Origin of the sequence: Jiella pacifica (assembly GCF_010500815.1) — a bacterium.
GTDB classification, from domain to species: Bacteria; Pseudomonadota; Alphaproteobacteria; order Rhizobiales; family Rhizobiaceae; genus Jiella; species Jiella pacifica.
On the sequence record NZ_JAAAMG010000001.1, the window covers coordinates 124,722 to 145,996 of the forward strand.

The 21,275-nt window shown below is 64.9% G+C and carries 19 protein-coding genes and 1 tRNA gene; 9 read left to right on the forward strand and 11 right to left on the reverse strand.

The genetic code is table 11. The features are described from left to right. Positions 1-78 precede the first annotated feature (78 nt). A complete protein-coding gene (locus GTK09_RS00565) occupies positions 79-1,080 on the forward strand; it encodes a KpsF/GutQ family sugar-phosphate isomerase (RefSeq protein ID WP_163460545.1) in 1,002 nt (333 codons plus the stop codon). Between the two features lie 88 nt (positions 1,081-1,168). On the opposite strand, the gene GTK09_RS00570 is transcribed toward GTK09_RS00565, so the two are convergent. Then, positions 1,169-1,843: an HAD family hydrolase gene (locus GTK09_RS00570; RefSeq protein WP_163460546.1), complete on the reverse strand. Its 675-nt coding sequence runs from the start codon at positions 1,841-1,843 to the stop codon at positions 1,169-1,171. A 231-nt stretch (positions 1,844-2,074) separates the two neighbouring features. Between GTK09_RS00570 and GTK09_RS00575 the strand changes: the two genes are divergently transcribed. Next, positions 2,075-2,150, forward strand: a tRNA-Phe gene (locus GTK09_RS00575). Positions 2,151-2,298: 148 nt separating this feature from the next. Here GTK09_RS00575 and GTK09_RS00580 read toward each other — a convergent pair. Then, entirely contained in the window at positions 2,299-2,718 is a 420-nt protein-coding gene (locus tag GTK09_RS00580) for a DUF2442 domain-containing protein (protein WP_163460547.1), read from the reverse strand. Positions 2,719-2,832: 114 nt separating this feature from the next. Beyond that, complete coding sequence (gene purU / locus GTK09_RS00585) at positions 2,833-3,684, reverse strand: formyltetrahydrofolate deformylase (protein ID WP_163460548.1); 852 nt, start codon at positions 3,682-3,684, stop codon at positions 2,833-2,835. Between the two features lie 292 nt (positions 3,685-3,976). Between purU and guaB the strand changes: the two genes are divergently transcribed. Beyond that, positions 3,977-5,476 (forward strand): IMP dehydrogenase, encoded by a 1,500-nt coding sequence (gene guaB / locus GTK09_RS00590; protein WP_163460549.1) that lies wholly within the window; start codon positions 3,977-3,979, stop codon positions 5,474-5,476. Positions 5,477-5,835: 359 nt separating this feature from the next. Here guaB and GTK09_RS00595 read toward each other — a convergent pair whose 3' ends face one another. The 3 genes from GTK09_RS00595 to GTK09_RS00605 all read right to left on the reverse strand — a co-directional run bounded on the left by GTK09_RS00595 (position 5,836) and on the right by GTK09_RS00605 (position 9,249). Further along, on the reverse strand, positions 5,836-6,885 hold the full coding sequence (locus GTK09_RS00595) for a Gfo/Idh/MocA family oxidoreductase (protein WP_163460550.1): 1,050 nt from the start codon (positions 6,883-6,885) through the stop codon (positions 5,836-5,838). 108 nt (positions 6,886-6,993) lie between these two features. Then, complete coding sequence (locus tag GTK09_RS00600) at positions 6,994-8,142, reverse strand: PQQ-dependent sugar dehydrogenase (protein ID WP_163460551.1); 1,149 nt, start codon at positions 8,140-8,142, stop codon at positions 6,994-6,996. A 198-nt stretch (positions 8,143-8,340) separates the two neighbouring features. Next, positions 8,341-9,249 (reverse strand): hydrogen peroxide-inducible genes activator, encoded by a 909-nt coding sequence (locus tag GTK09_RS00605; protein WP_163460552.1) that lies wholly within the window; start codon positions 9,247-9,249, stop codon positions 8,341-8,343. A 108-nt stretch (positions 9,250-9,357) separates the two neighbouring features. Between GTK09_RS00605 and GTK09_RS00610 the strand changes: the two genes are divergently transcribed. The 3 genes from GTK09_RS00610 to GTK09_RS00620 all read left to right on the forward strand — a co-directional run bounded on the left by GTK09_RS00610 (position 9,358) and on the right by GTK09_RS00620 (position 12,822). Next, complete coding sequence (locus GTK09_RS00610; protein WP_163460553.1) at positions 9,358-10,860, forward strand: catalase; 1,503 nt, start codon at positions 9,358-9,360, stop codon at positions 10,858-10,860. Between the two features lie 489 nt (positions 10,861-11,349). Then, positions 11,350-12,387, forward strand: a complete 1,038-nt coding sequence (locus GTK09_RS00615) for a PRC-barrel domain-containing protein (protein WP_163460554.1) — start codon at positions 11,350-11,352, stop codon at positions 12,385-12,387. Between the two features lie 276 nt (positions 12,388-12,663). Next, positions 12,664-12,822 carry a DUF3563 family protein gene (locus GTK09_RS00620; protein ID WP_163460555.1) on the forward strand — a complete coding sequence of 53 codons (159 nt, stop codon included), beginning with the start codon at positions 12,664-12,666 and terminating at the stop codon, positions 12,820-12,822. Positions 12,823-12,989: 167 nt separating this feature from the next. Here the strand turns inward: GTK09_RS00620 and GTK09_RS00625 are convergent, their stop codons facing one another. Next, positions 12,990-14,066, reverse strand: coding sequence for a hypothetical protein (locus tag GTK09_RS00625; protein WP_163460556.1), 1,077 nt, complete (start codon positions 14,064-14,066; stop codon positions 12,990-12,992). A gap of 251 nt (positions 14,067-14,317) precedes the next feature. Further along, positions 14,318-14,533: a hypothetical protein gene (locus tag GTK09_RS00630; protein ID WP_163460557.1), complete on the reverse strand. Its 216-nt coding sequence runs from the start codon at positions 14,531-14,533 to the stop codon at positions 14,318-14,320. 203 nt (positions 14,534-14,736) lie between these two features. On the opposite strand from GTK09_RS00630, the gene GTK09_RS00635 reads away from it, so the two are divergent. Beyond that, positions 14,737-15,525 carry a class I SAM-dependent methyltransferase gene (locus GTK09_RS00635; RefSeq protein ID WP_163460558.1) on the forward strand — a complete coding sequence of 263 codons (789 nt, stop codon included), beginning with the start codon at positions 14,737-14,739 and terminating at the stop codon, positions 15,523-15,525. 74 nt (positions 15,526-15,599) lie between these two features. On the opposite strand, the gene GTK09_RS00640 is transcribed toward GTK09_RS00635, so the two are convergent. The 3 genes from GTK09_RS00640 to GTK09_RS00650 all read right to left on the reverse strand — a co-directional run bounded on the left by GTK09_RS00640 (position 15,600) and on the right by GTK09_RS00650 (position 17,853). Further along, on the reverse strand, positions 15,600-16,253 hold the full coding sequence (locus tag GTK09_RS00640) for an O-methyltransferase (RefSeq protein WP_163460559.1): 654 nt from the start codon (positions 16,251-16,253) through the stop codon (positions 15,600-15,602). Positions 16,254-16,395: 142 nt separating this feature from the next. Further along, a complete protein-coding gene (locus GTK09_RS00645; protein WP_376767926.1) occupies positions 16,396-16,536 on the reverse strand; it encodes a hypothetical protein in 141 nt (46 codons plus the stop codon). Positions 16,537-16,644: 108 nt separating this feature from the next. Then, complete coding sequence (locus tag GTK09_RS00650) at positions 16,645-17,853, reverse strand: tetratricopeptide repeat protein (protein WP_163460560.1); 1,209 nt, start codon at positions 17,851-17,853, stop codon at positions 16,645-16,647. 765 nt (positions 17,854-18,618) lie between these two features. Here GTK09_RS00650 and GTK09_RS00655 point away from each other — a divergent pair. Together GTK09_RS00655 and GTK09_RS00660 are read left to right on the forward strand one after the other, a co-directional pair. Beyond that, complete coding sequence (locus GTK09_RS00655) at positions 18,619-20,418, forward strand: hypothetical protein (protein WP_163460561.1); 1,800 nt, start codon at positions 18,619-18,621, stop codon at positions 20,416-20,418. 17 nt (positions 20,419-20,435) lie between these two features. Beyond that, positions 20,436-21,227, forward strand: a complete 792-nt coding sequence (locus tag GTK09_RS00660) for an OmpA family protein (RefSeq protein WP_163460562.1) — start codon at positions 20,436-20,438, stop codon at positions 21,225-21,227. Positions 21,228-21,275 lie beyond the last annotated feature (48 nt).

Sequence of the window (21,275 nt, forward strand, 5' to 3'; positions counted from 1 at the left end):
ATGGCCGAGAGCGTGATATCATTGCCGGGCGCCGCGGCTTTTCCGCCGCATGCCGGGCCAAGACGAGAAAAAAGCGACATGTCCTTGCCGATCGCCCAGTCCCTTGCCGCCGACGACCATGCAGGGTCCCGTTCCGCCGCCAATACGATCGAAACCGAGATCGAGGCGCTGAAGGCCCTGTCGGTGCTGATCAAGACGGACATGGCGGCGAGCTTCGAGCGGGCGCTCGACCTGATCGGGGCGGTCAGTGGCCGGCTGATCGTCACCGGCGTCGGCAAGAGCGGCCACATCGGCTCGAAGATCGCCTCGACCTTCGCCTCGACCGGCACGCCCTCATTCTTCGTCCATCCTTCTGAGGCCAATCACGGCGATCTCGGCATGATCGGCAAGGACGACGCGATCCTCGCCATGTCGTGGTCCGGCGAGACCGCCGAACTCTATGGCATCGTCGCCTATTCCCGGCGGTTCCGCATCCCGCTGATCGCCGTCACCTCGCGGCCGAACTCGACGCTTGCCCGCGAGGCGGACGTGACGCTGCAGCTGCCGCGGGTGACGGAAGCCTGCCCGCTAGGCCTGGCGCCGACCTCTTCCTCGACCATGCAGCTCGTCATGGGCGACGCACTGGCCGTGGCGCTGCTCGAACGGCGCGGCTTCACGCCGGACGATTTCCACGTCTTCCATCCCGGCGGCCAGCTCGGCGCGAGCCTGAAGCACGTCTCCGACATCATGCACACCGGCGAGGCGATGCCGCTCTGCGCTTCGGGCACGCTGATGTCGGAAGCGATCATCGTCATGTCGCGCAAGGGTTTCGGCTGCGTCGGCGTGATCGGCGAGGATGGCCGTCTGAAGGGAATCATCACCGACGGCGACTTGCGCCGAAATCTCGATGCCGCGCTTTTGTCGCGCACCGTCGATCAGGTGATGACCGCCGGCCCGCAGACGATCCGGCCGGACACGCTTGCCGTCGCGGCGCTGGAAATGATCAACACCCGCAACATCACCGCGATGATGGTGGTGCGCGAGGGCCGGCCGGTCGGCATCGTCCACCTGCACGACTTGCTGCGCCTCGGCGTCGCCTGACCGGCAGGCGCCTCGGCGCCTGATCCGCCTGTCCCGCTGATCGTCTCGCCTTTCTGATCGTCTCTCCGCGGCCGGCTCGAAGGCCGGCTCAGGTCCGGCCGCCGACCTCGTCGAGATGGTCGAGCATGCCGGCCGGGTCCTCGTAGACGCGGAAGGCGCCGGCGCGCTCCAGTTCTTCCCCGCCATAGCCGCCCGACAAAAGTCCGACGCCGAGCGCCCGGCAGCGCTGGGCGGCGAGCATGTCCCAGATCGAATCGCCGATCACCATCGAGCCTTCGATCGGCACACCGAGCCGCTCGGCCGCGGCGATGAAGAGGTCGGGCTCGGGCTTGGCATAGGTGACCGCGTCGCGGGTGACGACCGCAACCTCTTCGGGGTCGACCCCGAGCCGGTCGAGATTGTGCTTGGCCGTTTCCATCCGTCCGCTCGTGGCGATCGCCCAGGCAAGCTTTTCCCGCGTCAGCGTGTCGAGGAGTTCGCGCGCGCCGGGCAGCGGCACGACGCTCCTCGAATGGGTCTGGTAGGCCTCCGCATGAGCCTGGCGCAGCCGCTCGCGCTTTTCCTCGGTGATCTCCTCGCCGATCTCGCGCAGCAGCTGGTTGGTGAACAGCCCGCCGCTCATGCCGATCTTGCGGTGGATGCGCCAGACCGACAGCGCGATTCCCTCCGCGTCGAGGGCGTCCTTCCAGGACAGGACGTGCTGATAGACGCTGTCGACCAGCGTGCCGTCGAGATCGAACAGGAAGGCGGGACGTTGGCGCATGCGGGCCTCCGGGGCGGGGATATGAAGCGTCACCACCGAACATAGCCTCATCGGGGCGCCCTGCCACGTCGCGCGCGCCGATGGGTTGGAGGGCGCACGTCACGAAAATGAAAAACTCCATGCCCGGCATGGGATTGGCGCTGGACAGGCGCCACGAGCTTTTCTATAAGGCCGCCACTCCCCGCCGGATCGGTGATCACAGAACGCCTGTGAGCGACCCTCGGCGGCGGCGCCCGGGTAGCTCAGTTGGTAGAGCATGCGACTGAAAATCGCAGTGTCACTGGTTCGATTCCAGTCCCGGGCACCATTCTAACAGTGTCCGGTCCGACACGTCACATATGTCTGGGTCCCTCATAGGACTGCGTCAAGTCGCTGGGAGCCGGCTTCCGCCAAGACGGTTTGCTTCGCTTCCGGCTGATTGCGGCAAATCCTCCGGCCTCATGGCATCGCATGATTCAAGCAGACGAAGTCCCTGCGATCACCTTTCGCGGTTGCCCGCCCTTGCGGCCGTTCTTGCGGGCGGCTTCCGCCTTGGCCGTCGATCGCGCTCGACCGGCTGCCGAGGCCATGAAACGCGCCGTGCCGAACATGCCTGCCATGAGACCTGGAATCGTGAAGTCGACATCGAGCCGGTCCCAGCGCAAGGCGTAGCCGTTCTCGATCTCGACGGCGGCGAGATCTTCGTTCGAGGCATTCTCAAGGTCTTGCAGCGCGCGCGCTGGAACCATGAAGGCCGATCCGTTGGTGAATTCGACCACGATCCGGCCGGATGCCGCGTCGTAACGCGCGGAACTGGGGGTCGGAAAGCTCGCCTCGAGCTGGCCGCCGCGCTCGATCGCCAGATCGATGGCTTCGTCGGTGAGTTCACTTGCCATGAATGGCTCTCCATTCGGACAGTGGGGCGACGCGGTTCTCGCTAACGAGGGCGACGGCCCTGCGCATGGGTTTTCAACGCGGTGATCGGATGCGCGGGACGGTCTGGAGCGCGGTCACCCGAACACCACCGTCCGCGTCCCGTTCAGCATCACGCGTCCCTCCAGATGCAGCTTCACGGCCCGCGCCAACACGCGGGCCTCGATGTCGCGGCCGACGGCGACGAGATCGTCCGCCGAGAGGGCGTGGGAGACCCGCTCGGTCTCCTGCTCGATGATCGGTCCTTCGTCGAGGTCGGCGGTGACGTAGTGGGCCGTCGCGCCGATCAGCTTGACGCCGCGCTGGTGGGCCTGGTGGTAGGGCTTGGCGCCCTTGAAGCTCGGCAGGAAGGAGTGGTGGATGTTGATCACCTTGCCGGAGAGCCGCCGGGACAGGTTGTCGGAGAGGATCTGCATGTAGCGGGCGAGGACGACGAGGTCGCAGTCCGTTTCGCGGACGAGCTTCAGGAGCTTTTCCTCCTGCTCGGCCTTGGTCTCCTTGGTTACCGGCCAGTGGTGGAAGGGGATGCCCGCGGCCTCGGCCGTCTCGCGGCTGTTTTCGCGGTTGGAGACGATGGCGACCACCTCGGCATCCAGCCAACCGACGCGGATCTGGTAGAGGAGATGCAGGAGCGTGTGGTCGAAGGCCGAGACCATGACGATGATCTTCGGCCGCCGCGCCGCGTCGCGGATCTTCAGATGCATGCCGAAGCGGTCGGCGAGGGGGGAGAGCTGGCGCTCGAGGCTGTCGCGCGCGACGTCCGCCTGAAAGTCGGCGGCGATCCTCAGAAAGAAGCGGCCCGAATCGCGGTCCCAGAACTGGGCGCTCTCGGCGATGTTGGCGCCGGCCTCGAACAATTCGGTCGTCAGCCCGGCGACGATGCCGGGGCGGTCCTCGCAGGACAGGGTGATGATGGTGCTCTTGGCCATGGCTCGCCTCGTGATCCGTTGCCGTCCCACCACCCGGTGACGAACCGAGGCGCGGCGCCGGCTTTCGCCGCCTGATTAGAAGAAGACGGCGATGCTTTCCAGCGAATCGCCGCCCTTGCGCCATCGTCGGACGCTGTGTCTTCGCGACGGGCCTTATCTTGCGGGGAAACCCCAGCCTTCTCGGTGACTTCTTGGCCGGCCATGCTTCCCATTGTCATGAACGCGTGGTAGCAGCCCTTGCCATCCCTTTTGACGCGTTGCGAAGGCGGTCCGCCTTTGCCGGAGGCATGGCATGGCCCAGATCATCGAGACCCCAACCGGCGCGACGGCGCTCACCTTCGACGACGTACTGCTGCAGCCCGGCCATTCGGAGGTCCTGCCGAATCAGACCAACCTCCGCACGAAGATCACCAAGACGCTGGAGTTGAGCCTGCCGATCATCTCGGCGGCGATGGACACCGTCACCGAGTCGCGGCTCGCCATCGCCATGGCCCAGGCCGGCGGCATCGGCGTCATCCACCGCAATCTGACGCCGATCGAGCAGGCCGAGGAAGTGCGGCAGGTGAAGAAGTTCGAGAGCGGCATGGTGGTCAATCCGGTGACCATCGGGCCGGAGGCGACACTCGGCGATGCCCGGGCGCTGATGGCCTCGCACCACATCTCCGGCATTCCCGTCGTCGAGAATGGCGGGCGCGGCGGCCAGACTCGGGGGCGGCTCGTCGGCATCCTGACCAATCGCGACGTGCGCTTCGCCACCGAGGATTCCCAGCCGATCGCCGAGCTGATGACCAAGAAGCCGCTGATCACCGTGCGCGAATCGGTCGATCAGGAGGAGGCCAAGCGGCTGCTCCATCAGCACCGGATCGAGAAGCTCGTCGTGGTCGATGCCGAGGACAACTGCATCGGCCTGATCACCGTCAAGGACATCGAGAAGTCCCAGCTCAATCCGAACGCCGCAAAGGATCCGCATGGTCGGCTGCTGGCCGCCGCGGCGACCTCGGTCGGCGACGACGGCTTCGAGCGGGCCGAGCGGCTGATCGACGCCGGCGTCGACCTCATCGTCATCGACACCGCCCACGGCCATTCCCAGCGCGTGCTGGACGCGGTGGGCCGGGTTCGGCAGTTGTCCAACGCCGTCCAGATCATCGCCGGCAACGTCGCCACCGCCGACGGCACCAAGGCGCTGATCGACGTCGGCGCCGACGGCGTCAAGGTCGGCATCGGCCCGGGCTCGATCTGCACGACGCGGGTCGTCGCAGGCGTCGGCATGCCGCAGCTTTCGGCGATCATGAGCGCGGCGGAAGCGGCCGACAAGGCCGGCATCCCGATCATTGCCGACGGCGGCATCAAGTTTTCCGGCGACATCGCCAAGGCGCTGGCGGCGGGCGCATCGGCCGCCATGGTCGGCTCGCTGCTCGCCGGCACGGACGAGAGCCCGGGCGAGATCTATCTCCATCAGGGACGCTCCTACAAAGCCTATCGCGGCATGGGCTCGGTCGGCGCCATGGCACGCGGCTCGGCCGACCGCTACTTCCAGGCCGAAGTGCGCGACACGCTGAAGCTGGTCCCCGAGGGCATCGAGGGTCAGGTCGCCTACAAGGGCCAGGTCGCGGCTGTCCTGCATCAACTCGCCGGCGGCCTCCGGGCGGCGATGGGCTATGTCGGCGCCGCCGATCTGGAACAGCTGCGCACGCGCGCCCGCTTCATCCGCATCTCCAATGCGGGCCTGCGCGAAAGCCACCCCCACGACGTGACGATCACGCGGGAAAGCCCGAACTATCCGGGGAATTGAGGGCGGCGGGGGCGGGACGACGCTGCCTTTAGGCTACTTGCATTCAAGCATCGCAGAGGCCGTTCCAGCGCCGTGCTGCGGCGACGTGCGAGATGCCGGGGAGTCGAAATTGGAGGCGCCCACCTCAACGGTTCGTCATTCTCGGGCCCCTTCCCGAGAATCCAGCGATCGTAGGGCGCCTATCGTCTCCGCTTGGTGGCCTTCGCGGCATCGAAGGTCGTGGCAACCGCCCCAGGATTCTCGGGAAGGGGTCCGAGAATGACGAAGCTGCGACGTTTCGCCATCACCCGTCCACGTCGACGCCGCCTGGCATGGGCTTGCCTACGGCGCCTCTCTGAGATGTGCGAGTCTCGTAGCCCTCAGAGCGCCGGCGCGGAGCGCCTCGCCCTCTCCATGATCTCGATGGCCGCGAGGCTTGCCGAGAGCGGGTGGACGGGGCTTTGCGTCGATCCGGCTCGCAGGCACGCGGCAAAGTGGTCGGCCTGATATTGCAGGCCGCTGCCGACGATCGGCGTCGGGAGCGTTCCCGGCCGTAGCGGCGAATCGGCGGGCGGCTCGTCCAGCGGCAAGTCCTCGCCGGCCGGACCGTCGCCGCGAGGGTCGAGCGGGGTGCCGGCGAGGTGCCGCTTGAGCATCAGGGCCGGCGGGCAGAAGAACGGTCCGGCAAGCGCGATGCGGCCGTGCTCGCCCGAGACCATCGCGCCGTTCGGACCTTCGGTCTCGAAGCCGCAGGAGAGCTTCGTCAGGACCTGTCCATGCCGGGTGACGAGCGCCGCCTGGCGCACGCTCCCCGCGTGGTTGCGCTCCACGATCGGGGCGGTCTCGTCCGCCGATCCGAAGAGATGGAGGGCGAGGGCGATCGGATAGACGCCGAGATCGAGGAGCGCGCCACCGGTCTCGGCGTCGAAGAGTTCGAGTTCGGGGCGATAGGCCCTTGCGTAGGAGAGGTTGGCGGAGAGGCTTCTGGGCGAACCGATCGCCCCATCGGCAATCAGCGCCTTCAACCGGACGATCCCCGGCGTGAACACCATCCACATCGCCTCCATGGCGAGGAGGCCGCGGCGTTCCGCGAGATCGCCGATCGCCTTTGCCTCGGCGGGCGTCGGGGCGAGGGGCTTTTCGACCAGCACCGGTTTGCCGGCTTCGAGCGCCGCGATGGCGATCTCGTGGTGGGCGCGGTTAACCGTGCCGACATAGATCGCATCGATGTCCGGCCGGGCGAGGATCTTTGCCGTCTCGTCGGCATGGATGCCGCTGCCGAAAGCCGCCGTGAAGGCGAAGGCGCGGGTTCCGTCCCGCGAGCCGACAGCGGCGAGCACGCCGCTGCTCGAATGGGCGAGATCACCGGCAAAGCGCCGGGCGATGTTGCCCGTGCCGATCACGCCCCAGCGGATGGGGGTGGATGTCATTCCCGATGCTCCAGTCTGGGGAGGGGCAGGCCGCGCCGCGCGGCCTGCCACCACATTCCGAAGACTAGAGGGTTTTCCGGCGAGCCGGAAGCGGGCTGCGCGAAGGCCTCAGCCGGCGGCCCCTTCCGGCGTCAGCTTGAGAAGGCGGCCGCCGGCTCCGTCTTCGAGAAGCCACATCGCCCCGTCGGGTCCCTGTTCGACCTCGCGGATGCGGTTGCCCAGGTCGAAGCGCTCGACTTCGCGGGCGCTGTCACCATCCAGCTGGACATGGACGAGGCCCTGGCTGCGCAGGCCGCCGATGAAGCCGTCGCCCTGCCACTCAGGAAACATTTCGCCGTCATAGATGACGAAGCCGGCCGGCGCGATCACCGGCGTCCAGGAGACTTCCGGGGCGTTGAATTCGGGCCGGGTGTCGTGGTCGGGAATGGGGCTGCCGTCATAGTTGACGCCGTTCGAGACGACCGGCCAGCCGTAGTTCTCGCCGCGCTCGATGCGGTTTAATTCGTCGCCGCCGCGCGGACCCATTTCGTGGACCCAAAGCTGGCCATCGGACGTGAAGTCGATGCCGAGCATGTTGCGGTTGCCGACGGTCCAGAACTGTTTGGCAATCTCGCCCTGGTCCTGAAACGGATTGTCGCTGGGAATCGCGCCGTCGTCGTGCAGGCGGACGATCTTGCCGAGATTGGTGTCCATGTCCTGAGCCGGCGTCATCTTCTGGCGGTCGCCGGAGGTGACGAACATCATCCCGTCGGGCCCGAAGGCGATGCGATGGGAATAGTGGCCCTGGCCGGAGACCTTCGGTTGCTGCCGCCAGATCACCTCGAGATTCTCAAGCTGCGGCCGCTCGCCCTCGGTCACGAGCTTGCCGCGGGCGACGGCAGCGCCCTGGCCGCCTTCGCCTTCCTCGGCAAAGGAGATGTAGACGAGACTGTTCTCGGCAAAGTTCGGATGCAGCACGACGTCGCCGAGGCCGCCCTGGCCGCCATAGGCGACGGCCGGAACACCGGAGACCGGCGTCTTCTCGCTGCCGTCGGCCGAGACATGCATGAGCGTGCCGGCCTTCTCTGTGACGAGCATCGAGCCGTCGGGCAGGAACGTCATCGCCCAAGGCTCGTCGAATTCGGCAACGGGGGCGACGTCGATCTTCATGCCGCTCGCTGCCGTCAGGGTCGTCTGCGCTGCCGCGGGAACGGCAAAGAGGATGGCGCCGAGGAGCGGCGCGGCGGCGATCCGCTTGAATTGGGAATTCGTGAACATCTGATCCTCGCGAGAATGGATTTGGCCGAAGCGCGACCGGCAGGGCGAGCCTGTCCGGATGCTGCGCCATCGGCACGGGGTTCGTGTGAGCGATATGGGGCTGAATGGCGCAGCGGGGCCCCGCAGCCGGTCAATCCGGCTTCACCCTGTCGTGACCGTACTGGCGGGAATGGGGTCGGCCGGAAGCGGGCGGCTCCTTCAAGCCGCGCCCTTGCAGGGCTTTCCCACGGACCGGCAGATGATCTCGGCAAAGGCTTCGAGATCCCGGCGCCGTACCGAGGTCGGCCGGAAGACCAGAACCAGCTGGCGGTAGGGGGCGGGGTCTTGGATCGGCAGGATGGCAATGTCGTCGCTGCGGGCCTCGTCGGTGACCGCCATTTCCGGCAGCAGCGTCGAGCCGAGGCCGCCCGCCACCATCCGCAGGATCGTCGTCAGGCTCGTCGCCGCAAGGCTCGCCAGCTCGCTGTCGCCGGCGATGCGGCAGACGTCGAGGGCCTGCGCGCGCATGCAATGTCCTTCCTCGAGGAGGATCATGCGCTGTGATCCGAGCTGGTCGACAGGAACGGGCCGAGGGAGCGCGGCCGCCTCTTTTGCCGGCACTGCGAGATGAAAAGGGTCTTCGAACAGGGGGATGGTCTCGACATCCGTGTAATCCAGCGGCAGGGCGACGACGGCGCAGTCGATTTCCCCGCTCCTCAGATCGGAGATCAGCCGCGCGGTGATGCTCTCGCGCACCTGGCATTCGAGCTTGGGATAGGCTCGCGCCAAGGACGACAGCAGGCGAGGGAGGAGATACGGGGCGACCGTCGCGATCATCCCCACCCGAAGGCGCTTGCCGAGAAGGCCGGCACTGCGGTCGGCGAGGCTTTCCAGTTCGCGGACTTCGGCCAGGATGCGGCGGACGCGTTCGGCGACGATCTCGCCGTCGGCGGTCAGGCTAATGCCGGCAGCGCCACGGGTGAACAGCGCCGACTGCATCTCCGCCTCCATCTGCGCGATCTGCCCGGACAGCGCCGGCTGGCTGATGTTGAGGCGCTTCGCCGCGCGGCCGAAATGCAGCGCCTCGCTGAGCGCCTGAAAGTAGCGGAGCTGTCGGATGGTGATCATGCCCGATAAGATAAGCCGATCGAGGCTGCATGGAAATACGATTGGAGATTATCGGTGTGATCATTATGGTGCGCCCTGGAAAGATTCCAAACCCGAAGGGAGGCCATCATGACTGATCGCCCGAGATTGACGACGACGTCCGGCGCGCCGGTGTCCAGCAACCAGAACGCCAAAACCGTCGGCCGCAACGGACCGGTGCTCCTCGAGGACTACCAGCTGATCGAGAAGCTGGCGCACCAGAACCGCGAGCGCGTTCCCGAGCGGGTCGTCCACGCCAAGGGCTGGGGTGCCTACGGCACGCTGACCGTCACCGAGGACGTCACCAAGTACAGCCGCGCCAAGGTCTTCAAGCCCGGCTCGCAGACGGAGATGTTCGCCCGATTCTCGACCGTCGCCGGCGAGCAGGGCGCGGCGGACGCCGAGCGCGACGTGCGCGGCTTCTCGTTGAAGTTCTACACAGAGGAGGGCAATTGGGACCTCGTCGGCAACAACACGCCGGTGTTCTTCGTCGCCGACCCCTACAAGTTCCCGGACTTCATCCACACCCAGAAGCGCCATCCGCGCACCAATCTGCGCTCGGCGACGGCGATGTGGGACTTCTGGTCGCTCTGCCCAGAATCGCTGCATCAGGTGACGATCCTGATGTCCGACCGCGGCATTCCGACCGACCCCAGCCGCATGAACGGCTACGGCTCGCACACCTTCTCGCTCTGGAACGACAATGGCGAGCGCTTCTGGGTGAAGTTCCACTTCAAGACCCAGCAGGGTCACGCGCATTTCGTCAATGAAGAGGCCGAGAAGGTCATCGCCAAGTCGCGCGAGAGCTATCAGGAAGCCCTCTACGGGATGATCGAGGAAGGCCGCTTCCCGAAGTGGACGATGTTCATCCAGGTGATGCCCGAGGGTGAGGAGGAACAGTTCGAAGAGAAGACCGGCTGGTCCGCCTTCGACCTGACCAAGGTCTGGCCGCATTCGATGTATCCGCTGATCAAGGTCGGCGAGATGGAGCTCAACCGCAACCCGGAAAACTACTTCGTCGAAGTCGAGCAGTCGGCCTTCAACCCGTCGAACGTGGTGCCGGGCATCGGCTTCTCGCCGGACCGGATGCTGCAGGGTCGCCTGTTCTCCTATCCGGACGCCCACCGCTACCGCATCGGCACCCATTACGACACGCTGTCGGTGAACAAGCCGAAGAGCCCGGTCCACCACTACCACCAGGGCGGCGAGATGACGCTCGGCCTGGCGACCAATCCGGACGCCTACTACGAGCCGAACTCGTTCAACGGCCCGGTGGAGGACCCCTCCGTCGAGGAGCCGCCGCACAAATATGCCGGCCAGGTCGGCCGTCACGACTATCGCGGCCACGCCGATCACTATTCGCAGCCCCGGGCCCTGTTCGAGCTGTTCGACGACGGCCAGAAGCAGCGCCTGTTCGGCAACATCGCCGGCGCGATGCAGGGGGTGCCGCAGTTCATCGTCGACCGGCAGCTCGCCCATTTCGAGAAGGTGCATCCGGACTACGGTGCCGGCGTGCGCAAGGCGATCGCCGAGCAGGGCCGCGACGACGCCGAGGCGAGCCTGTCGACCAGCCACAGCGCAGCGGCCGAATAGGCTTCCGTCTGCCGTCTGCAAAATCTGGAAAATCGACAAGGCCGGGAGCGATCCCGGCCTTCTTCGTTTGGGGCCGGACAGTGGCTCCCTCGTCCTGCTTCATGCTGCGCCCGCGCGTCTCCGCTCGCTTCGCCGCATTTGGAGCCGGAAACGCGACGCGCCGGGCGGTGGCGCCGCAAGGCAATGGGTGCCGATGGAGGCGTAGGTCGGGGGCGACGACGCCGGCATCGGCAAATTATCCGCCGCGTCTGTCGGTTTCCCAATGCTGGGAAGCGTCAGAGCGCCAGCGGAAATGATAGTATAACGATTGTAATTCAGGGTGTTTAAGACATCATAAGCCTTTAAAATGATATTACGAAGAAGAAGCGTCAATGTTTGGCTGCGACGCAAATCGCGAAAAAAACTTTGGAACGGTGACGCCATTTCATGATTGACCAAGGGAGTTGCACGACAGATCGTCGTGCAAGACGAAACGATTTTGGAGAATTCATGAGAAATAATCTCAAAGCCGCACTGTTCATGAGCTCGATCCTGGTGGCGCCCGCTGCTTTCGCTCAGACCAACACCGCGCAGAACGCCAACGACACCACGCGTGAAAACGCTCAGGGCGCCGAGGCCGACGTCGTCGTCCAGCCCGATGCGCCGGAAGTTCGCGTCAACGTTCCCGAGCCGGACGTTACGGTGGATCAGGCGCAGCCAAATGTCGACGTGACGCAGCCGCGCCCGACCATCACCGTTCGCCAGCCTGCGCCGAACGTGACGGTGGACATCCCGCAGCCGGTGATCACGGTTCGCATGCCGGATCCGCAGGTCGATGTCAGCCAGTCGCAGCCGCAGGTCAGCGTCTCGCAGGGCGAGCCGACCGTCAATGTCGGCGAGGCCGATCAGTCCGCCGTCGAGACCAATGACGATGGCACCCAGGCCAATGTCGCCGTTCAGCAGGCGCAGCCGCAGGTCAATATCCAGGGGGCCGATCAGCGGCCGGAAATCCGCTACGAGCGCGAAGAAGCCAATGTGACCGTCAACCAGCCGGAAGGCCAGCCGCAGATCCGCTATGAGGATTCTGAAGGCAATGCAATGGAGCGGGACACTGCTGACGCGCAGAACCAGACGACCGCTTCGCAGGATGATGCCGTCAACACCGCCAGCACCTCGCAGCAGGCCGGAACCCAGCGTAATGAAGCCGATCTCTTCATCGCAGTCGCGGTCGACGCGGCCCGCGAGATCCAGATGACCGTCGACGAGATCACCGAGTACGACATCGTCGGGACGAACGGCAACATGCTCGGCGACATCCAGAACGTCGCCAACATCGACGGAAAGCTCTTCGCCGTCATCGGTTCGGGTGGTTTCCTCGGCATGGGCGAGAAGGAAGTCGCGATCCCGCTGTCCTCGCTGATCGCCGAGAACGGCAACTTCGTTGCGCAGGGCATCTCGGAGAACCAGATCGAGGGCCTGCAGGAATTCGACACGGATCAGTATCCGCTGCTCGATTCCGACCGCACCATCACGCTCGGCAGCGTCTGAGTTCGGTCCGAACCCTTCCATCTTTTATGCAATTCGAGGCCGGCGCCGAGGCGCCGGCCTTTTTCGTGGGCCGGAGCTGTCGTCGGCGATTTGGCGGCAAGATTTGCAAGCCCCTTTCGCCGGGCGGCGTTCGAAGCGCCCGGCTTTGTGCAGCAGGACCGATTGCTACGAGGGCGCGACCGATCGGGTCGCATCGCTGCATGGGAGCCTTGCGGCCAGGCGGATTGCTGCGCTGCACAAGACCGCTTACCTTCATGGCAACGAAGGAGAAAAGCCATGAAATTCACAGACAAGCTCCGCACTGCCTTCGGCGCCCAGAACCGCCAGTCGCGCGAACGCCGCTATCTCGAGCAGTCGGTCTCGATCTCCGATCTCGAGCGCCGCCAGCGCGAGATCGACCGCGGCCTGTTCGACGCTTCGGGCCGGATCTACTGACGGCCACGGCCGCCTGATCGTTCGACCGGCGCAGCCGTCGAAGCCGCCATCCGGTTGGCGAGGCCCCGACCATCGAGGCCTTTGATAACCGCGCTTGCCATTGACGCTCGTCCTCGGCCCAAGCCTTGGCCCGCGGTCCCGGGAGGGCAGCGCGAGTGCGCTGCTCCTCAGCCTGCTGCGGCCATCTCTTCGGGGAGTGGCAGGGACTGTTCCCGCAGTCGCCGCAGCCGGATGGACTGGATCGAAAATCGTCCTTCGATCGCCCCTTCCTTCATGTCGAAGACGAAGGATATGGGGCTGCAGGGATCTGCGACGGTGAAGGCCTGGGTAAGTGCCAGTCGTCCCTCGGGCGGCAGCTCCACGTCCAGTCGGGTGCGCACCGTCTTGCCCTCCATGATCGTCCAAACGATCTTGTTGCCGGAGAGGTTTTCGCTGACGCCGATGACGACCTCGGTCAGCCAGGAGCCCGGCGCGAGACGGTATTCGGGCCCGCTGATCAGGCTCCGCGCCTTGCCCTGCATCTCGATCTCGTCGGGGAGAAAGTCGTCGCGGTTGCGCGGGTCGAACAGGGCGTGGACCGGCCAGGAGACCGTCTCGCCGGCATCCTCGCCGACCCTCACGACGTAGAACTTCTGCAATGCCTCCAACACCGCGATCTGCTTCGCATCGAGGTCCTCAAGAACTGCTTGTGCCTCCGAAAAGTCCGAGGCAAAGGCGTTCATCGCTTCGATGATCGTCATGCGCGGGGTGATCGATCCGAGCTTCATCGAGGCCGCCACCTTGTCCACGAGCGCCTGGTCCGGTTCGATCCCGAAGAACCAAGCCAGGGACTGAACGAACGGCAACATCAGGGATTGCGGCGTGGGGCAGGGATAGACCACGGCGTTGGTCGTTTCGGCCAGATGGGCCAGCGAGGCGGAAGCCATCGTGGCGGCAGAGACCGACTTTCGGAAAGTATGTCGGGGGTCGGTCATCATTCGCCCGACGATGTTCGCCAAGTCATCCTCGAAGAGAACGATCTTCGACTGCGTTCTTTGAAGGAGCTTTGCAATACGCTCATCGCCGGCTTGGATGAAGGCGACCAGGGCGTCGCTCTTGCGATCCTTGTAGGCGCTATAGAACTGTTCGAGCTTGGAGAACTGCGCCGGCTGGATGGCACCATAGGCCGCGCGGGCGATCGCCTGCACGGTTGCAAATCCGAAGCGACTGTAGGCGGAATGCGATCCTGAAACTAGAAGCAGCATTCAACGATTTCCCGGAATGATCACGTGTATACTCTGTTGAGGATGGCGAGGCGCCAACTGGAGATTGGCGGATGCCCGAGCCATTCTGTCGAACTCGCGTAATGCTCCGAGGCGTATTTTCGGTGAAGAAAAATAGCCCGACTGCCCTCGCGATATGATGCCGGTCCGGCGGATTAGTTCATGATACCTAGACAATCGGTCGGATGCCGCCCATTCGGTGCTTCGGGACCGTGTTTTCTTGTTCTTCGTTCTCACATGACGTTGCCAAGAAGCATGTCCTCCATGCGTGAGGGTGGGCCGCGGACTATATAATCCTGTTGCGGCGATTTGACGAAGTCCCCACTGAAGCGACCGTTTCGGGCAAAGCGACGCCGGCTGCAGAGCCAGTCGACGTCGCGCAGGACGGCGACCCGGCGCTCCTCAATGCGGCCATGGCCCTTGTCGGTTTCGACCAAGATGTCGAGCATGCGACTTCGGGAATGCCGCTTCGGCAATCGAGAGGCTAATCACGGGGGGCTTCTCAACCAAGCCCACTCGTCAGATCAGACCAATCGCCCCCCTCATCCGCTGACGTATGAATTCGAAGCCTTGCCAGTTCAACTTCGTTCATGGACATCGCCGCGGCCACTCGCTAGGGTCCGAGAGAAACCCTTTTTTCCGAGTGGCATCAATGACGCGTAACGAAATACCTGCTGCCGACATGCTCGCTGCGATGGTGAGGGCGATCCTCAGCACCGGCGAAAAAATGGTCATGGACGGCTCGTTCTACAAAGAGATCGGGCCGATCGTTTCGGCTGAGCGGGTATCAAGTCCAGTCGAGCTTTTCCCGGCCGAGGTGGAGAAGGGGGCGAGATCACTTCTCGACTTCGGATGTGGAACTGGCGCCTATCGAGCAAGATGCGAAAGCAGCGGCTTGAGTTGGACCGGCCTGAACTATGCGGAAGGAATGTCCTCCGGTGCTCGTTCGGCCGCCGAGACGATTGGCGACATCGTCTTCTACGACGGGATCAACATCCCGTTCGAAGATGCCTCCTTCGACGTCGTTTTCTCCATGCAGGTGTTTGAGCACCTGCCCAACATACCGGCGACTTTCAGCGAGCTCGCCCGCATTCTCAAACCTGGCGGGGCGATCGTCGGTTCAGTATCGCAGCTCGAGCAGATGCACGACTACAGCACGTTCAACTTCACGCCCTACGGGCTGAAGCTGGCGAGCGCCTCGGCGGGGCTGAACCTCGAAGTGGTGTATCCACGTTTCGATGCTTTCACCTTCCTGTTTCGGCGGCTTCTCATCGTTACCAGCGGTACGAACGAGAACTCCGTCTCGCCGGAGTTACGGCCGGACAATGGTGTCATGCGCGCGATCGAGGAATTTGGCGAACGCATTGGGGCCGACGCGGTTCGCACCAATCTGATGAAGCTCATGTTCGCTTCGCATTTTGCTTTCGTTATTCGCAAATAGCGGCAGGAAACAGAGAAAGGCGGCGCGAAAATCACGCCACCTTCAGTCGCGAAAGCGAACTCGAAGTTCTCTCCTCAGGCATATGCCCCGGGTTTGTTCTTGGCGGCTATGTCTCCTGGGTCGTCCATTCCCAGCACGGGCTGCGGCTGGACGCCGTTCTTCGGGGGGAAGTCGAAGCCCCGGGTCAGGAAAAGCGACGTGCATTGGACGGACTTGCTGATCGGCGATCTACCAATCATGTCGATCTGAATGAGGCCGTGACCGCGCAGCAGCGCGGCGGCCGGGGCGTGCCGATCCGAATTATCGAGGATGATCATGCCGTTGATTGCGAGGTACCGATGGGCGACGCTTGCGCAGTCGTAACGCCAACGGCCGTCAATCACGATCACGTCGTACGGCGCCTGTTCCTCAGCACTTTTGACATAGTCTGCGCCGCTTGCAAGTCGGATGCTGCAATGGGGAGGCAGATTTTGCGAAATCTTCTCGAACCATTCTTTCTCGTGCTCGACGCTGGTAACAACCCGCGCGCGCTTGGACCAGAACAGCGTTGAGTTGCCCGCTCCGTATTCGAAAATACTCTTATTTGAATAGTCCAGCTGCATCAGATACAAAAGTGCTGGGTAGGTAATCCACGGAATTTCGCTTCCGTCGTGCCAGATCGGGGTCCGCTCCTTGATGGTTCGGCCGTGGCCGTAATAGTCTTTGACGAAAGAAAGTGTTTCAGTCACTCATTACTCTCCTCTTAGAGGCGGGCCGCGTTTTCACCGAGACAGGCCGATTGGATTGACCTCAAGCAGGTCGCTAACACAAGCGATCCTTGCTTGCCATTGATATCCGCGCCGTCGTCGTCTTTCTAGGGCCCGTTGAGGTTCAGCACGAAAGGATGTCGGCTGCAGTGATCTGGATGAAGGCGGCGAAGCTCGTGTCGGTTTTGTCGGCGCGTATGGCGATGCGCTTTACTTCCTTGATATTGCAGAAAGAGACCTCGATCAGATGACGCCATTTGTACATCTCCTCGTCGATCGCGAGCGGCGCAGCCAGTCTGGGATGCCGCGAGATGACGATTTTTGCGTCGCGGGCATTCAGATCGGCAATGATGGCTGCGTGGCCGAGTTCGCGCTAGAATCCCGGCCGAGTCTTCTTGCCCATCCACTTGTCCGCCAGCGAGCCGATGTCCAGCGCAATCGCTCCCGCCTGCTTGAGGCGCAGTGCGTAGAGCTTGCCGAGGATGCCGCCACCGACGAGCACCACCTGGCCGCGCTGATGGTCGTTTTGGTCGATCAGGCTCATGGTCTTGCGGAAGTAGTCGGGGAAATGGCGGCCAGTGATCGTCGAGTCACCATGCAGATGCCGCCGCGAGGGCTCGCCGGGAATGGGGTAATAGTCGACGTTCTTCAGCCCGAACTCCGCCTTCATGAAGTCGACGATGGCCGGGTGGCAGGACATCACGCCGATCCGGGTCTGCGAATTCAAGAGTTCGCGCAGGAAGCCGGAGGAGTCCAGCTGATAGTGGAGCGACTCCGCATAGAGGGCCGTCTGGCGTGACTTGACTTCGAGGGCGCAGCGCAAGGCGTTCAGCGTTCCGGGGACGCCGCGCAGGCTGGCGATCTCGTATTCGTGCTTGATCCAGTTGATCGACGGGGCGCCGATGATGTCGGCGGTCTTGGCGAGGTGTCTGAGATCGGAGAGGGTGGCATAGAACGCACCCTGTTCGGACGCCTGATCGGCGCCGAACCAGACGTTCCAGAATTCCTGTCGGTTGCGTTCGTACAGGGCGCTGTAGCGAACCTCGTCGCGGGTCGAGCGATGCAACCACGTGCCCTCGCCATCGCCGAAGCGGATCATCGCGAAGGGGGCCTTGTTCTGCACGGCGTTCTGGATTCTCGCCGCGACGTCCTTGAGCGGCAGGTAGGCGGCCCGGGCCTGATCTGCCAGCGCCTGTGCCTGTTCCAGGCGGAAGTCTGTCGCGAACCGGACGAAGTGTGATGCGAGGCCGATATTGCGCATCATTTCGAGCTTTCTCGGGCGCGCCATCTCCAGGACGTCGAGTGCTGCCTGCGTATGGCCATCGGTCACCAGATGCAGGGCGAATGCCATGACGACCCGGGGTTCGGACGGATCTCTCTCGTAGGCGTAAGAGAAAGCCGCGAGAGCTTCGGCCTTGCGCTTCTCGTTCTGGTACAGGATGCCGAGCTCGTAGCTCGGCTGAAAGTGCTCCGGCATGGCGTCTTTCGCCGCCGATAGAGCCGTTTCGGCGGCGCGCAAGTCACCGGAGTTCCTGAGGTTCACGCCTTGCTTCAGCAGCTCGGCAGGGTCGGCTTTTGTCAAGGTCGCTCGCCCGTTCTTTTTTCCAAACAACAATTACCCAACCCTCGCATCGGCGGAGCGGCCAATGACATTTGGGGCCATCGGCGACAATGGCGAGCCATCCGCTGCTTGCGCGGCATGTCGCTCACCTCGGTCACGCGCCCTTTGAGGTTTCGTCCGTTCGCGTGTCAATGGCTTTCGTCGGGTTGCTCCGCAAAGGGGACTTCGACCGGTCAGGGCCGCCGTTGGACGGTCAGATGAAAGCCATGCAGGCTTTTCGAACGGGTCTCAATGATGATATTCGACGCGCCGCGTCAAGACATGAAATCCCACGATTGCAGCGAGTCTTGTGGCCTGCCGGAGTGTCATTTCCATCGACCGGCCGAGCTGCTATCTTCCCTTGGGTGAGGCGTGGCCGGGGCGGCTGCAAGGGGCGGGACGCGCGCGGGCGCGGCATTGGCAGACCGTGCCGCAAATTCGTTTCGCGCAGCCACGCTGGACGAGGAACGATCAATGGGATGGATGGCGCGACATCCTCATTTGGCGAAACGTGACCTGCGACAAGACGTCGAGGGGCATGCGTCGATCCCTTCGTCGTGCCGGATCGGCCTCCCGCTTCTCCATCTTCGCCCTCGACGGCGGCGATGCCGGGACGACGGTTCGGTACGGCGGCGGTGCCTCGTGTCAGGACAAGAGAGGCAATGCGTCCGTGGGCGTGCCCGACGAAGAGCTGCGAAAGCGGCTCTGGCACTTCCACTGGTGCCGCTGCGTGACGAAAGGGTTGGCATGGCTGGTGTTGGTTCGCGGGCGTTTGGAAATGCGATCGCCGTGGTGTCCGCTGCCGGCCGGGCTGCCCACGGGCTCGGTCGGGCATCGATGGCCCTGGCCGTCGCGGCCACCGTGTGGTCCGCCTCCGGTGCGGCGGCCCGGGCGGAGGAATCGGGCGACACGCTCGCCCTCATCGAGGAGCGCCTGCGCGACACCGTCGCCGACGTCGTGACGCGCAACTGCATCGGGCCGAGCGAGGCGAAGCCCTACACCGTCACGTTCTACGGCCTGCCGATCAACGACCCGCATTTCTCCGCAAACGACCGGCAGCGGATCAACCAGCTGGTACTCACCGGTCTGCGCGAGGCCCGGCGGGTGGCGGTCGACGTCAGTGCCGCGGGCGACGCGGGGGCGCTTGCCCCGATCTCCGGGCTGGGCAGGGTCGACCGGATCCAGCTTGCGACGGCTCTCGACCGGCTCGGCTCGTCGACGCTTCCGATCGTCCTCAAGGCGTCGCGCCCGGAGCCGGGCGTCGCGCGGATCGACCTTTCGGTCTTTGCCCGCGGCGCCGGCGGCGCCTATGGCTGTAACCGCAGCATCGCCTTCAACCTCGCCCTCGACAGCCTCGAACCCAAGCCGGACAGCCGCAGCGCGCGCGACTATCTGACCCTCGAAGGAGCCTACGGGCTTGTCCTCCAAGCTCTCGCGCCGCGGCTGAAGAGTGCTTCCGGGGTCTATGTGAGGAGCGGGAAGAAGCCGGCCTGCGCCTATCTCGACCGGGCGGTCGAGCGTTTCCAGGATGCCTATTACGGCACCGGGCAGATGGATGTCGGTACCGGACGGGTCGATCGGGACCTGCCGGACCTTCTCCTCGGCGAGCCAGCGGAAGAGGGCGACGCGGCGACGCTGGAACTCGCCTTCACCGTGCCGGACGAGCCGGACGACACGCTCGACGTTCTTGCCTCGCTGCAGTCTCGCGGCCGGCTCCTGTCGCGGCAGCGCTTCTCGGTTGCCGCCGAGACGGACGATTTCGACGCCTGCCGCGAGAGGCCGCAGGCGGTGGTGGAGAACGTACCCGAACAGCCGCAGATCCCCGACGCGCCGGGGCAGGCCGGCGATGGCACGAGCGATCGAGCCGAAGCGCCCGGGCCGGCAGAAGACCGGGGCGACGCTGCGCCAGGAGACGCGCCCGACGGAGCGACCGAGCCGGTCGCGGGGACGGACGGGCCCGAGGACGGCGTCTCCACCGACCCGACACCGCGCGCGGACGGCACGGTTCCGACCGTGCCCGTGCCGATCACGCCGGACGAGGCCGACGGAACGGGCGGTGGATCGGGCTCCGGACCGGACGTTGCCGTCGCCGACCCGGAGCCGATCGAGCCGCCGCCGCCGGCCTGCCTGGAAAATGGCGAGATCCTCGACTTTTCGGTCGAGCCTTCCGTTGGTCGCAGCGGCGACCGTCTGGCCCTGCGCGCCCTGGTGCGCCAGTGCACCCCGGCCTTTTTCGGCTTCGGCGCCGGCAAGGTGACGCCGATCCCGGTCGAGATCTTCGAGACCAGCGAAGCATCGGGCGGCGCGACGGCTTATGAGGCATCGCCGCGCACCCGCAAGAAGCTCGTCCTGCAGGACGCCGATCCGCTGGGCCTGAACAAGATCGTCCTGTTCTGTTCCAGCTGCGTCGCGGAGCCGACGAGCCAGGACGTCGTCGGCTGGCTCCGCAACGTGCGCGACATGCTCGAAAGCGACCGCCGCTCGGCGACTGCGACGCTGCCCGGCGGCGTCGGCTACGCCTTCGGCTCGGTGGAAAAGGTGAACTGAAGACAGCGGAGGTGGTAATGACGATGGAGACGGAGATGGTCGCAACGGGTGGAAAGCAGGCTCGGGGATGCGGCGCGGACGGCCGGCGGCGAGCGCTGCGCCTTCTGGCCGCTTGCGGCCTGGCCCTCGCCACGTCCGGTGGCGCTTCATTCGCTCAGACGATGACGCTCGACAGTTTCGATCTCGATTCCGTCGCGCCGTCGGATGGTGGGTCGAACCGCGCCGTCGCCAGTCCGTCGACCGCCGAAACAGCCTCGGCGACTTCGCTGAGCGACTGCCTCGTCAGCGGCGGCGCCGACTGCGCCGGCGGCGCGCAGAAGTCGGCGAAGTCCTTCTCGCTCGACGATCTGCAGAATCTGGGCGTCATCGAGGAGGAGCTGGAGCCTGCAGCGGTCCGGTCGGCGGCGACGCCCGAGGCGGCGCAGCAGGCCCGGCGCAAATTCGCAGTCGAGGAATCCAAGCCGCTCCCCTCGATCGATATCGAGGTGCTCTTCGCCTATGACGACGACCAGCCGCTGTCCTCCGAATACGGCAAGATCTTCGAACTGGCGACGGCGCTCGGCGATCCGAGGCTCGCCGAAAAACGATTCGTGCTCCTCGGCCATACCGACGCCGCCGGCAGCGACGCCTATAATTCCGCCTTGTCCCAGCGCCGGGCCGAATCCCTCGCCGATGCGCTGGTGCGCGCTTCGGGGCTGCCGCGCGGCCGTTTCGTCGCCTCGGGGCGCGGCGAGCGGGACCTGAAGAACCCCTACGATCCGGACGGAGCGGAAAACCGCCGGGTGCAGATCCTCCTGGTCGACCGGTAATCGCGCCCCGGTGATTGCGGGCGGCGCGTCGGCCTCCGCGGCGCAAGA